Source organism: Psychrobacter lutiphocae DSM 21542, assembly GCF_000382145.1.
Taxonomy (GTDB): Bacteria; Pseudomonadota; Gammaproteobacteria; order Pseudomonadales; family Moraxellaceae; genus Psychrobacter; species Psychrobacter lutiphocae.
In genome coordinates, this window is sequence record NZ_KB907639.1 from 20,030 (window position 1) to 33,115 (window position 13,086).

General features: G+C 40.2%; 13 protein-coding genes and 1 pseudogene. 10 read left to right on the forward strand and 4 right to left on the reverse strand.

All coding sequences use genetic code 11. The features are described 5' to 3' along the window. Positions 1-94: 94 nt before the first annotated feature. From H140_RS0107920 to ubiG, 3 genes are all read right to left on the reverse strand, one after another. Positions 95-871, reverse strand: a complete 777-nt coding sequence (locus tag H140_RS0107920) for a YciK family oxidoreductase (protein WP_019673127.1) — start codon at positions 869-871, stop codon at positions 95-97. A 90-nt stretch (positions 872-961) separates the two neighbouring features. Next, positions 962-1,669 carry an HAD family hydrolase gene (locus H140_RS0107925; protein ID WP_019673128.1) on the reverse strand — a complete coding sequence of 236 codons (708 nt, stop codon included), beginning with the start codon at positions 1,667-1,669 and terminating at the stop codon, positions 962-964. Positions 1,670-1,766: 97 nt separating this feature from the next. Beyond that, positions 1,767-2,570 carry a bifunctional 2-polyprenyl-6-hydroxyphenol methylase/3-demethylubiquinol 3-O-methyltransferase UbiG gene (ubiG, locus tag H140_RS0107930; RefSeq protein WP_019673129.1) on the reverse strand — a complete coding sequence of 268 codons (804 nt, stop codon included), beginning with the start codon at positions 2,568-2,570 and terminating at the stop codon, positions 1,767-1,769. 453 nt (positions 2,571-3,023) lie between these two features. On the opposite strand from ubiG, the gene H140_RS0107935 reads away from it, so the two are divergent. From H140_RS0107935 to H140_RS0107970, 10 genes and pseudogenes are all read left to right on the forward strand, one after another. Then, on the forward strand, positions 3,024-3,665 hold the full coding sequence (locus H140_RS0107935) for a thiol:disulfide interchange protein DsbA/DsbL (protein WP_019673130.1): 642 nt from the start codon (positions 3,024-3,026) through the stop codon (positions 3,663-3,665). Between the two features lie 390 nt (positions 3,666-4,055). Further along, positions 4,056-5,238, forward strand: a pseudogene (locus tag H140_RS14925) (RNA-guided endonuclease InsQ/TnpB family protein). A 287-nt stretch (positions 5,239-5,525) separates the two neighbouring features. Next, positions 5,526-5,729: a (2Fe-2S)-binding protein gene (locus H140_RS0107945; protein ID WP_019673131.1), complete on the forward strand. Its 204-nt coding sequence runs from the start codon at positions 5,526-5,528 to the stop codon at positions 5,727-5,729. A 216-nt stretch (positions 5,730-5,945) separates the two neighbouring features. Then, a complete protein-coding gene (locus tag H140_RS0107950) occupies positions 5,946-6,566 on the forward strand; it encodes an IS607 family transposase (protein ID WP_026348941.1) in 621 nt (206 codons plus the stop codon). Then, the gene (locus H140_RS16235) at positions 6,563-6,808 is read left to right on the forward strand and encodes a helix-turn-helix domain-containing protein (RefSeq protein ID WP_227672883.1); all 246 of its coding nucleotides are present in this window, start codon (positions 6,563-6,565) and stop codon (positions 6,806-6,808) included. The genes H140_RS0107950 and H140_RS16235 overlap by 4 nt, the downstream gene beginning before the upstream one ends. Continuing rightward, positions 6,801-6,989, forward strand: a complete 189-nt coding sequence (locus tag H140_RS16240; protein ID WP_227672882.1) for a hypothetical protein — start codon at positions 6,801-6,803, stop codon at positions 6,987-6,989. Before H140_RS16235 ends, H140_RS16240 begins: the two co-directional genes overlap by 8 nt. 6 nt (positions 6,990-6,995) lie before the next feature. Next, positions 6,996-7,700, forward strand: coding sequence for an RNA-guided endonuclease InsQ/TnpB family protein (locus tag H140_RS16245; protein ID WP_228127163.1), 705 nt, complete (start codon positions 6,996-6,998; stop codon positions 7,698-7,700). Between the two features lie 482 nt (positions 7,701-8,182). After that, positions 8,183-8,674, forward strand: a complete 492-nt coding sequence (bfr, locus tag H140_RS0107960) for a bacterioferritin (RefSeq protein ID WP_019673133.1) — start codon at positions 8,183-8,185, stop codon at positions 8,672-8,674. A 100-nt stretch (positions 8,675-8,774) separates the two neighbouring features. After that, complete coding sequence (bfr, locus tag H140_RS0107965) at positions 8,775-9,245, forward strand: bacterioferritin (RefSeq protein ID WP_019673134.1); 471 nt, start codon at positions 8,775-8,777, stop codon at positions 9,243-9,245. Positions 9,246-9,497: 252 nt separating this feature from the next. Continuing rightward, positions 9,498-10,646 (forward strand): aminotransferase class V-fold PLP-dependent enzyme, encoded by a 1,149-nt coding sequence (locus H140_RS0107970; RefSeq protein WP_019673135.1) that lies wholly within the window; start codon positions 9,498-9,500, stop codon positions 10,644-10,646. A 218-nt stretch (positions 10,647-10,864) separates the two neighbouring features. On the opposite strand, the gene H140_RS0107975 is transcribed toward H140_RS0107970, so the two are convergent. Then, entirely contained in the window at positions 10,865-12,547 is a 1,683-nt protein-coding gene (locus tag H140_RS0107975) for an AMP-binding protein (protein ID WP_019673136.1), read from the reverse strand. Positions 12,548-13,086 lie beyond the last annotated feature (539 nt).

Below are 13,086 nucleotides of genomic sequence, written 5' to 3' on the forward strand. Positions count from 1 at the left end.
TAAATGTTACTGTCAGTTCCACAAATAAATTCTATACAGCCCGTTAATGAGCATATTAAACAATTAAAGCAGAAGGCCATGAGCTATCGTATATTTATTTGGGTTGTAGCGCAATGACTTGACCACGCACACCAATGCTGGCATCACTCATTAAACACACATAGCCTGGCATGATGTCCTCAGGTGTTTTGAGCGACATAGGATCTTCGCCAGGGTAGGCGTGTGCTCGCATATTAGTACGAGTTGCACCAGGATTGATGCAGTTAAAGCGAAGATTGGTAGTGTTTTGCGTCTCTTGAGTAAAGATATCACTCATACCTTCGACAGCTTGCTTTGATAAGGCATAAGCACCCCAAAAGGCTCGAGGATGGGTGCCAACACTACTACTGGTAAACACAAAAGAGCCATTGTCAACTGCTTTAAGCAAGGGCATTAGTACTTGAGTTAACATAAAGGTGGCAGTGGTGTTGACCCGTATGACCTGCTCAAAGGTAATAATGTCATACATCTCAAGCGGGGTCAGCGCACCTAAAACGCTGGCATTATGTAATACACCATGTAGATCGCCAATTTCAGTTTCAATTAATTTGGCCAGTTGTTGCATATCGCTATAACTTGCGGTTTCTAAATTCATGGGCATGATGGCAGGTTGTTTGCCACCTGCGCTTTCAATCTCGTCATAGACGGCTTCGAGCTTGCTTTGAGTTTTGCCCAGCAGTAAGACGGTTGCACCATAGCTAGCATAAGTCAAAGCGGCCACACGGCCAATGCCATCACCAGCACCAGTGACCAGAATAGTTTTATTCTCTAGACATCCTGATGTGGGAGAAAAGTTACGAATGTCATCATGAGTGAGTATAGGTTGGGTCATAATTTAGGCTGCTTATTCAAGTAATTTAAAACAGTTTAACGTTAATAGGTTTGGTGTGAATAAAGTGTTATACAGTTAAAGACTATACGGTTAAAGATAGTCAAATCGCTTAGATTTTAGTAACTTAACCAACTGTTGTGGAGTATCGACAACATAGTCCGCACCCCAAGTGTCCAGATTTTGCTGATCTTCAGGCGGAATATAACCGTAGCTGGCTAATATGGTTGTCATGCCAGCTGCCGCACCAGCTTGGACATCACGAATGTGGTCACCAACATAAATAACACTATTGGCAATACCACGCGGTAATTCCAACTTCTCTAATGCCAGATACAGTGGCTCTGGATCAGGTTTGGTGGTACTGACATCATCTGGGCAGACCAATACGCTACAACGCTCATTTAAGCTAAGCTTATCGAGTAGCTTGAAAGACAAGTGGCGCGGTTTATTAGTGACAATACCCCAAGGTATGTCATTTTCTTCGTAATGGCGTAATAATGGTTCTAGACCATCAAACAGGGTGCTATCGACACAAATATCTGCCTCATACTCAGCCAAAAACTGTTGGCGATATTGCTGAATCAAGTCTTCTGACAAGGGCTGATTATTGTATTTGAGCATGAGACCTACCATAGCTGATGCCCCAGCTGATACTTGTTCGCGGATGGCCTCATTTGGTGGAGTCTGCCAGTTGTTTTGTTCTGACATACGTCTAATAATACGAATAAAGTCAGCAGCGGTATCTATTAGCGTACCGTCTAAATCAAATAAGACGGCTTTGACATATTGGGTTGACATAGTTTTCTACTTTTTTTAATGGTTATCTACTTTAATGTTGTGGTTTGGTTAATAGTTATAAGTTTTTATTATTCCACTTCATGTATTAATCTAGGAATTAAAATTGCTGCGTTGGTTTGACAACGGCCATCATATAGTTAACATCAACGTTTTGAGCAAGCCAGTAGCGCTTCGTGATAGGGTTGTAGTGTAAACCAATAAGATCTAATCGGTTAAACCCTGCATTAATTGCCATTTTATCCAGCTCTGCTGGAGTGATAAATTTGGCATAATCATGAGTACCTTTGTCTAATAGGCGCAAAATATATTCAGCACCAATAATAGCAAAAAGATAGGATTTAGGATTGCGGTTAATGGTTGACAAAATGCAAACCCCGCCTGGTTTAAGCAGCTCATAGCAGGCTTGTACAATTTGGGTTGGATCTGGTACATGCTCGAGCATTTCCATACAGGTGATCACATCGAAGCTTGCTGGTTGTTGAGCTGCAAGATCTTCAATTGGGATATGCTTGTAGCGTAGAGAGTCTGTCAGACCGCTTTGTTCAGCATGAACACTGGCAGCTTGTAGGTTCTCAATACCAAGATCAACGCCAGTGGCATCAGCGCCACGGCGAGCCATAGACTCGGTTAAGATACCACCACCACAACCGACATCCAATACGGTTTTTCCAGTTAAGCCACTACCAGTATGGCGGTTTACGTTTTTTTCAATCCAGTTGAGGCGTAGAGGGTTGATTTCGTGCAAGGTAGCAAATGGGCCTTGCTTATCCCACCACTGACTGGCCAACTGGGTAAACTTGCCCACTTCACTCATGTCAACGTTAACATGGTTGCCTAGCACAGAGTGCTCAGTGTGGTTGCTGTGAGACTGGCTGTTAGAAGGTTGAGTACTTTGTGTCATAAGAAATCCTAGTTTAGCTATAAGATTGACAGTATTTTAAGGTTGATAGCATTTAGATATTGACTGTATTTAAATATTGACCGTATTTATTGTGACTTGTCTGAAATTGGTAACCTGCTGTTTTTTTTATCAGTAGCTAGCAGTAGCAATGGCTAACATTTTAGCAGGTTGTATCTTGTATTATGTCGGATATCTTACCATGCCAGTGTTGTCTATGGTGCGTTGTTTGACTGAATTGTTTGTAGCAATCCAAATAACGCATATTTAACCATCTATTAAGGTTTTAGCAAGGCTAATGGTTCACAGAGCTAGGGTAAATGCGTTATCATAGATGTATTTAAATAGTGGCAATATGTTATAGATAATAAGCTAATATTATTACTAGCATTTAGTTAGCACGTTTTAAAACTCCAAGTGATGCAATTATATCCTAAATATTCTTAAGGAATTACGATGACGTTTTATTCTCAACGAGGTTTTGCTCTAGCCTCATTAGTAGCAGCCGTTGGTTTGGCCTCCTTGCCTGCGACAGCAGCAGATTATGTGGCGGGCAAAGATTATAGGGTATTGGATAATCCAGAAACCATTAGTGGTGATAAGATTATCGTACGTGAGTTCTTTTGGTATGGCTGTCCCCATTGTTATGCATTAAATCCTTATATGCAAAAGTGGGCACAAACCAAAGCAGATGACGTGATTTTCTTAGAATCGCCCGCAGCGCTTAACCCAACTTGGGAGGTGAATGCACGTGGTTTTTATGCAGCTCAGTTGATGGGCTATCAAGCACAAACTCATAATAAGTTATTTGATGCGGTGCACAAAGACAATAAGCGCTTATTTGATCAAAAGTCATTGTCCAAGTGGTATGCTGCACAAGGCTTAGATCAAAAGAAGTTTGATGAGCTATATAACTCATTTGCGGTTAGTACTAAGGTAGCACGTTCAAAATCTGGCGCTATGCGCTATCAATTGACAGGTGTGCCAGCAGTGGTTGTGCATGGTCGTTATGTTGTACAAGCTGAGCCAGAGCGAGTACCACAGATTGTTGATTACTTAGTAAAACAGGTTCGGATGGACTTAAAAGCAGGTAAGTAATCAGTACAAGTAAATAATAAGTAGTCGCTGACTGGGGCAAGTCTTCAATTCATGCAATGACATTTAAATGGGCTAGAAATAGCTAAATCTTGTCATACGTCTCAAATAACTGGTTAATATCATGATATTAACCAGTTATTTTCCTAATCTGATTGCGATTTATCTTATTTTTGTCACCATTTTTAACATGAAGACACGCCCTAGCTCATTTCAACTTTAGCTCATCTTATGCCTTAGCTTAGCTCTGTCTGTCTTAAAAGCTGGATGTATTATTTATCACCAGTCGCCGTAAAACCACCCACTTCAGGGGGTGGATATAAGGCGACACAAACTGTCGTAAAAAGCGGTTAAAGGGTAGTATATCAATATTAACCTTGGCATACTAAGTATATGAAAACACTCAAGCTGCGCATCAAAGACAAACACGCAAACCAGCTAAACAAAATAGCTGGCAGTGTTCACTATGCGTGGAACCATGTTAATGACGCGTGGAACTATGTTAATGACGTAAGTTACAAGCATCTACGAAAGACAGGTAGATTCTTTTCAGCCTACGACCTAAACGAATATACCAAAGGAAGTGGTGAGTATTTAGGCTTGCACAGCCAATCTTTGCAAGCCATTAACGAGACTCATGCCAAATCTCGTAAGCAATTTAAAAAAGCCAAACTTAACTGGCGAACCAACCGACCCGATGCTAAACATAAATCTTTAGGCTGGATACCCTTTAAAAAATCAGCCATCAAGCATATTGCCACACACCAAACAGGCAAAAAGGCACTTAAATCAATCATACAGCTATCATTAGTTAAGGATCAAAACATTAGCCAAGGGTCAAAAGTTAGTTATTGACCTATGGGATAGCTATAATCTGGCATTGTATAACCTAAACACCCTAGAAATAGTACAAGACAGTCGTAACCGTTGGTATGCCTGTATCACTGTTAAAGACTACCCTAAACAAACAAGAGGCAATGGGAGTGTCGGTATTGATTTAGGCTTAACAGAGTCAGCCACCACCTCAAATGGTGATAAACTGACAATCAAACAAACTCAAAAATGGGCGGATACACTTGCAATCGCTCAACGAGCAAACAATAAAAAGCGAGTCAAAGCGATTCACGCCAAAATAAAAAATTCAAGACTAGATGCAATACACAAATTCACCACCCAATTAGTCAAAGACAATGCCTTAATTGTGGTTGGTGATGTTAAATCACGCTCATTTACCAACAAAAAAACCAAACTAGCTAAATCAACATACGATGCAGGATGGTTTGAATTTAAGCGACAACTGGAATATAAATGCAAGCATGCAGGTTGTCAGTTTGAGATAGTAAATGAGAGTTACACTACCCAGACTTGTTCGCACTGTCGCAAAATAAGCGATAGTAGTCCAAAAGGTAGAGCATCTCTTGGAATAAGAGGATGGATTTGTGCGGAGTGTGGCACATGGCATGATAGAGATATCAATGCTGCGGAAAATATCCTTGCGGTCGGGCTTGACCGTCTAGATGTAGGAATCCCCTTTAGGGAGGGGAGGAAGTCAAATGGCCCCTTGACGATGAAATAGCGGCTACAAGCTTATCTTTTTGTAAAAAAGTAAAAAACATATTGTAAATAAGAACCGTTATCGTTATTATGTGTATTCATTACGGCACTTATTTTTTGTGCTTGATGGTTAGGTGTAATGTGTACTCGTTAGCGCTAAATATGTGTCGATAAGCCAATGAATACCACCTAGCTACTCACTCAAGCTATATGATAAAAATGTATATAAGAGAAAACTTACGCCTATAAAAAATGGCATTAGCTTATAGCGATAAACAGCAAAAGGCATAAGTTGACAAGGAGCATGACATGGTTATTTGTATCTGCAATGACGTTAAAGACCGCCAAATTAAAGCGGCCATCGCTTCAGGCGTGGATTCCATGGAAGGATTGCAAGCAGCGTTAGATGTTGCCACCTGCTGTGGCTGCTGTGAGCCTATGGTCAATGATTATCTAGAAGAACACCATTCAATTAATGCCTCTTTGGTTGATAAGCTGGCTTATGCCGTATAAGTTGAATTTGCTTTGTTCTTAATTGTGATATGCCCGCTAGGGCGTGTCTTCAATTCGTGTAACAACATTTAAATGGGCTAAAAAATAACAAATAGCAACCAACAAATAATAATCCAAGCGTTATACTAATCACTAAGCCTAAACAACATAACTAAGTTTAAACAAGTAAGTAAGGGTTGCAAACAGTAACGACAAACCTATCTAAATCTATTTACAATCACTCACTATGAATTATTAAGCATAAAACAAGCAGCTAACCAATTAGGCGTTTCTGTTTCAACCCTGCGAAGATGGGATGAGGCGGGAATGCTTGTCGCTCAAAGAACTCCAAAAGGTCATCGCAGATACGACTTATCTAAAATAAATCCAAACCTGATTCGTAACAAAGCGGAGCAACAACGCAAAACCATTGCTTATGCACGTGTTTCAAGTCATGAGCAAAAATTAGACTTACAACGTCAAATTGAAATGCTTGAGCTGTATTGCTCTGCTCAAGGCTGGTCATTCGAGGTTATAAGCGACTTAGGCAGTGGCATGAATTACCATAAAAAAGGGCTAAAGCGCTTACTTGATGATATCTTAGATAACAAAATAGATAGGCTGGTGCTAACTCATAAAGACAGGTTACTGCGCTTTGGTGCGGAGCTTGTATTTGCTTTATGTGAAGCTCGTCAGGTTGAAGTCGTTATTATCAATCAAGGTGAGAACTTATCGTTTGAAGAAGAATTGGCGCAAGATGTACTTGAGATTATAACCGTATTTTCGGCAAGGCTTTATGGCTCACGTAGCAAGAAGAACAAAAAACTCATTGAAGCAGTTAAGGCGAGTTTAGAATGATACGAGGGCAGGTTATTGAGCTTAATCCAAACAACAAGCAAGCCACTTATTTCGCCAAGGCTTGCGGTATTGCTCGTCTTGCCTATAACTGGGCGTTAGCCCAGTGGCAAAAACAATATACTCAAGATAAAGCCTATCGTGATGCTTGTCGTATCATTGGTATTGACGTTGATGACAGCAAACTACTAAAACCTAGTCAAGGCAAGCTACGCAAGCAATTAAACGCCATTATTCATGCTTGAGGTGACAAAATGCGCCCCACAGCTTGCTATTATGCAGCTAGGTGATGTCTATAAACGTTTCTTTAAAGGTGAAGCCAGATACCCTCAGTATCGGAAAAAAGGCGTTAACGATAGATTCAGCCTTACTAACGACCAGTTTAGCGTTAAAGATAAATACATCCGTATACCTAACTTAGGTTAGGTTCGTATGCGTGAAGCTCTGCGCTTTGACGGCAAGATACTCTCAGCAAAAGTCTTTAGCAAAGGTAGTAGGTGGTTTGTATCCATTGCTGTTGAAATAGCAAAAATTACGACAGCTACCAAAAAGACAGGTAAACAGACAGGGATAGACTTAGGCATTACCAACTTAATTAGCTTGTCAGACGGTATTACAGTCAAAGCACCTAAGCCACTTAAAACAAAAATCAAAAAACTTAAAAGGCTTAGTCGCCAATTAAGTCGTAAACAAAAAGGCAGTAATAATCGTGCTAAAGCGAAAGCCAAGCTATCACGATTACACCTGCAAATCAGCAATATCCGCAAAGACGCACTACATAAACTTACTACTGGTTTAGTGAGTGAGTATGATGTTATTGCGATTGAGAACCTAAACACAAAAGGCATGATGCAAAATCGCAAGCTAAGTCGTGCTATTGGCGATTTAGGTTTTTATGAGTTTAAGCGTCAGCTTGTTTATAAGGCTAATCAATACGGTAAAACCGTCAAAGAGTTAGATAGATGGTATCCATCCTCTAAAACATGCTCTAATTGCGGTCACTTGCTAGATAAGGCTGAGTTGCCTCTATCAGTTAGGCAGTGGCAGTGTCCATCTTGTCAGCAAGCTCATGACAGGGATATCAATGCCAGTATCAATATACTGCATCATGCAGACAAAGTTTTAACCCATCACTAATGAGTTAAAAAAGCGGTGAGTTCCACCGTATTAGCCTGTGGAGACGATGTAATACCTACGTGCAATCATAATGGCAAACGTCTATGAAGCAGGAAGAAAACGCTAAAACTACGTGAGTGGATTTAGGTAAGTTTTTCGGAACGGTGAAGTCTATTCAATATGTAGGCTTTGCCCTTATTGATTTTATTATACAACCAAATAAGTTTGTTTCTCATTCCTGATAGTCTCCTCATTCGCAGTTCTAAAAGAAACTGAATAAGCAAAGATAGTTTGCTATTATGTACGTAATAAATTGCTGTTTTATGCTATATATTCTTTTATAAAGCAGTAAACTAGTGTTATTGAATGGTGAGCTCAATCCCTAGCCCACGCCTATTTTTAAGTCAAACGCTTATATTTTACCGTACTTATAACTAATAACTGAGTATGGAATAAATGATATAAAGCGTATTCATACTATTAACTAGATTAAGGTGTATATCATGCAAGGTAGTCAAAAAGTAATTGATTGTTTAAACTTCTTATTAGGTGGCGAGCTTGGTGCACGTGACCAATACTTTATCCATTCAGAGATGTATGGTGAGTGGAACTACGGTAAATTATATGACCGTATCCATCACGAAATGCATGATGAAACCATGCATGCACAACAAATTATCCGCCGTCTGCTAATGATTGGTGGTAAGCCAGATATGACAGTAGATCCAATCAGTATTGGTAGTACAGTACCAGAAATGCTACAACTCGATTTAGAGCTTGAATACAAAGTTCAAAAGCATTTAAAAGATGCTATTGCTTTGTGTGAAGAAGAGCGTGACTATGTAACCCGCGATATCTTGGTAGCACAGCTAGAAGATACAGAAGTTGATCATGCACACTGGCTTGAAAAACAGCTACGCTTGATTGATATGGTTGGTTTGCCAAACTACCTACAAAGCCAAATTGGTGAAGTATCCGATGACAGTGATGCTTAATAAAGCGTAAATCGCCTCATTAAGTATTTATAAAGTCAGTAAGATATTAACGAAATCAATAGGGCTGTTGACGCGGTCTCTATTTAAGTAGGAGAAAATTATGCAGGGTGATAAAGAAGTCATTCGTGCGTTAAATAAAGTATTGGGTCAAACCCTAGTGGCGATTAACCAGTACTTTTTGCATGCGCGTATTGCCAAAAACTGGGATATTCAAGAGCTCAATGAAGTTTTTTATAAACAGTCCATTAAAGAGATGAAGTGGGCAGATGAGTTGATTGAGCGTATTTTACTGTTAGAAGGTTTACCAAATTTACAAGATTATGGTAAGTTACTTATCGGTGAAGATGTGGCAGAAATTCTTGAGTGTGATGAGCGCTTAGAACAGCAAAAATATCAAATTATTGCAGAAGCCATTACCTTATGTGAACAAAAGCGTGATTATGTGTCACGTGAAATTTTAACAGGTCTAAAAGATGGTAATGAAGATTACTTAGACTGGTTAGATACACAGCAGGACTTAATTAAAGATATCGGTATTGAAAACTACATCCAACAAAAAATGGATGATTAAAGCTATTGGCTTGACCGATGGTTAGCAGTAAAGTATTCATATTTTGAAAATCACTGGTAAAACATGATAATAAAACAGCCTGAGCATTTGCTTACGGCTGTTTTTTTTGTTGTCGTTTTTTTTGTCAGGGGATATGATTGTATTCTGTACTCGGTTAACGCTATACTTAATTGGCTTTAAATAAAATTAGCTTTAACTAAATTTTATGTTGTGCCCACAAGATATTAATATCACATACACTAAGGAGTAGGTATGCCAGCATTACGTTCAGATGTCGATCCAGATGGCTTATTAGAGTATTCCGTTGTTTATACTGACCGTGCCCTAAACCATATGTCAAAGGTCTTTCAACAAGTGATGAATGACTTATCGAGCAATTTAAAACAAGTATATGCCGCCGATGCGGTGGCCATTGTGCCCGGCTCAGGAACTTATGCAATGGAAGCTATTGCTCGTCAACTGGCCACTGACAAGGACTGTTTGGTTATTCGTAACGGATGGTTTAGCTATCGCTGGACCCAGATTTTAGAAAAAGGCAAAATTGCCAAAAGCGTTGGTGCGTTAAAAGCACATCAAGTAGAGGATGAGGCTGAAGACGGTCAGCCAAAGCCGTTTGCACCAGTTGCTATTGAAGACGCTGTGGCTGTCATTAAAGAGCAAAAGCCAGCAATCGTATTTGCACCACACGTTGAAACCGCTTCAGGTATGATCTTAGCCGATGACTACATCAAACAGCTGGCAGATGCGGTGCATAGCATTGGCGGTCTGTTGGTTATTGACTGCATCGCGTCAGGTTGTATCTGGCTTGATATGAAGCAGCTTGGCATTGATGTGTTGGTGTCTGCACCACAAAAAGGCTGGAGCAGCACCCCTTGTGCCGGTCTGGTCATGCTAAGTGAGGCGGCCGTGGCGCAAGTTGAAGCCACCGAATCAGATAGCTTTAGCTTAGATCTCAAACAGTGGTTAACCATCATGCGTGCTTATGAAAATGGTGGTCATGCCTATCATGCGACCATGCCAACCGACAGCTTACGTATGTTCCGTGATGTGATGCTTGAAGCCAAAGGTATTGGCTTTGATGAATTAAAAGCAGCACAGTGGGAGCTGGGCAACCGAATCCGTGACTTGTTAGAAGATCGTGGTATTCAAAGTGTTGCCGCTGAAGGTTATCAAGCCCCAGGTGTGGTGGTCTGCTATACCGAAGATGAGGGTATGCACAAAGGCAGTGCTTTTGCTGAGCACGGCATGCAAATTGCTTCTGGTGTACCCCTACAAGTGGGTGAGCCAGATAGCTTTAAAACTTTCCGCTTAGGTCTGTTTGGTTTGGATAAGCTGACAGATATTGATGGCGCAGTAAATCGCTTTAAAGCAGTATTAGATAAAGTGCAGCCAGCAAAATAACAGCCTTGCATTGATATTATCTGCAAATTTATCCTGGTTTGGCAAAAGTCTATCTCATTTTTGGCTTCATAATCTTATTGAAGATACGGCCTAGGTAGTCTTAAAAACCAAAAACTAAAAAGCCAACTTATTGAGTAAGTTGGCTTTTTTTATGGTGATGTTTTTACGTTTACCTTAACTTTACTTTAGTCGTTTGAGTTTGTAGTAGATTTAAGATATTAAGGCTTAACTTTTGGTTCTTCTATCGCCATAGATTGAGCTGCATGACGTAACTCAAACTTTTGAATTTTACCTGTACTGGTCTTGGGTAGTTCAGCAAAGATAATGTGCTTTGGTACCTTAAATCTAGCTAAGTGTTGACGGCAATGATCTATGACTTGATCACGAGTTAAGGTAGCGCCATCAGCAATTTCAATAAAGGCGACTGGTACCTCACCCCACTTTTCATTGGAAGCTGCGACTACACCACAGCTTGCGACTTCAGGCATACGATATAAGACATTTTCAATCTCAATACTTGAGATGTTTTCACCTCCTGAGATGATAATGTCTTTTAATCTATCCATGACTTTAATATAGCCGTCTGGATATTTAACTCCCAAGTCACCAGTACGGAACCAGCCACCAGCGAAGGCATCCTGTGTCACCTTTGGGCTTTTTAAATACCCCTTCATCACCATATTGCCTTTTAGTGCCAGTTCGCCCATCTCCTCACCATCAGCAGCAACTGGCTCAGTGGTACCAGTCTTAAATACTTCAAAACCAGTCATAAGGTGCGATACTACACCTTGACGCGACTTTTTACTGGCACGCTCAGAGACCGACAGTTGTTGCCATTCGTCATGCTCAGCACAAATGGTTACAGGGCCATAGACTTCGGTCAATCCATAAACATGGGTGATGTTAAAGTTCATTGCCTCCATTTTTTCTAGCATTGCTTCAGATGGTGGCGCACCAGCAACAAAGGCTTTAACACTATGGTCAATGGCTTGCTTTAGCTGTTCATCACCAGCCGCAATCATATTGTGTACGATAGGTGCTGCACAGTAATGGGTAATTTGATATTTGGCAATCAGCTTTAAGATTAAATCAGCATCAATTTGACGTAGGCAGACATTGATACCAGCACGTTCAGCGATAGTCCAAGGAAAACACCAACCATTACAGTGAAATAAAGGTAAGGTCCATAGGTAGGTATTATGTTTAGGCATATCCCAATCTAAAATATTTGCAATGGCATTTAAAGCAGCTCCGCGGTGGTGATAAACCACGCCTTTGGGTCGTCCAGTAGTACCTGAAGTATAGTTTAAAGAGATAGCCTCCCACTCATCATCAGGATAAACTGTACGGTCAAAAGCTTGCTCATCTTCGGTGCTGTCAAATTGACCAAGCTCTACTAACTCCTCATAGCTCATTTTGCCAAAGGCAGGTACGTTGGCCAGCGCCATATCTGTTGAATGGATGATGATTAGTTTTGGGAAGGCTTCTTGAATCAAGTCCACATGATGTGCAAATTCACTGTCCATAATCAGTACTTTAGCTTCTGAGTGTTGCAAACAAAAGGTGATGGCATTGATATCGAGTCGTGTATTTAGTGTACAGAGCACGCCTTGTGACATGGGTATGCCAAAGGCGGCTTCGACCATAGCTGGGGTATTGGGAGCCATGATAGCAACCGTATCATCTTTGGCAATACCAAGCTTGCGTAGGCCATGTGCCAGTTGACGACAGCGGGCATAAGTCTGTGACCAAGTGTAGGTAATGGGGGTGTGCTGTAAGTTATCATAAATGATAGATGTTTTGTTGGGATAAACAAAAGCAGCACGTGCGATAAATTGAATAGGCGTTAGTGGCTGATGGTTGGCTTCGGTTTTGTCCAAGCCGCTATTATAGTCGGTCATATGATAGTCCTTTATCAAAAGTGAGAGAGATAGCAGTTAAATTATCAACCAGATTGCAGTTTATGCATCAATTCTATATAGCTTCTACTCTGGTTTAAGTTAATGTCTAAGCGGTCATTGCATATTCTTTGCATGCATTAGCATAATAGGATTATGATAAGCATATTAGGGCGTGTCTTCATTTTGAAAATGGTGATAAAAATAAGATAAATCGCAGTCAGACTGGGAAAATAACGCAGATAATATCATTTTCGTGTAAAAAGAGGCTAATTTTTTCTAGGAAGACAAATATTCAATAGACCCTGATTTAATTGTTTAACTTAACTAGGTCAATTAAGGTTTTGAGCCAAAATGAGTAACTTATAACTATGGTTAGTGAGTATATGTTAACTTAAATCCTAGGGTCAACTACCTTTTTTTAAAAATGCTATTATGGTAAGGATATAAGTCAAGATCATCACTGTGTAGTCATAGCAATAAACGGTTCAATAATCCATTCAATAAGTGATACAGCAGCACAAAATATATAATACAGCCTC

Coding starts and splice junctions, on each gene's coding strand:
- H140_RS0107920 (WP_019673127.1), bottom strand. CDS start 871: ATGACCCAACCTATACTCACTCATGATGACATTCGTAACTTTTCTCCC.
- H140_RS0107925 (WP_019673128.1), bottom strand. CDS start 1,669: ATGTCAACCCAATATGTCAAAGCCGTCTTATTTGATTTAGACGGTACG.
- ubiG (WP_019673129.1), bottom strand. CDS start 2,570: ATGACACAAAGTACTCAACCTTCTAACAGCCAGTCTCACAGCAACCAC.
- H140_RS0107935 (WP_019673130.1), top strand. CDS start 3,024: ATGACGTTTTATTCTCAACGAGGTTTTGCTCTAGCCTCATTAGTAGCA.
- H140_RS0107945 (WP_019673131.1), top strand. CDS start 5,526: ATGGTTATTTGTATCTGCAATGACGTTAAAGACCGCCAAATTAAAGCG.
- H140_RS16235 (WP_227672883.1), top strand. CDS start 6,563: ATGATACGAGGGCAGGTTATTGAGCTTAATCCAAACAACAAGCAAGCC.
- H140_RS16240 (WP_227672882.1), top strand. CDS start 6,801: ATGCTTGAGGTGACAAAATGCGCCCCACAGCTTGCTATTATGCAGCTA.
- H140_RS16245 (WP_228127163.1), top strand. CDS start 6,996: ATGCGTGAAGCTCTGCGCTTTGACGGCAAGATACTCTCAGCAAAAGTC.
- bfr (WP_019673133.1), top strand. CDS start 8,183: ATGCAAGGTAGTCAAAAAGTAATTGATTGTTTAAACTTCTTATTAGGT.
- bfr (WP_019673134.1), top strand. CDS start 8,775: ATGCAGGGTGATAAAGAAGTCATTCGTGCGTTAAATAAAGTATTGGGT.
- H140_RS0107970 (WP_019673135.1), top strand. CDS start 9,498: ATGCCAGCATTACGTTCAGATGTCGATCCAGATGGCTTATTAGAGTAT.
- H140_RS0107975 (WP_019673136.1), bottom strand. CDS start 12,547: ATGACCGACTATAATAGCGGCTTGGACAAAACCGAAGCCAACCATCAG.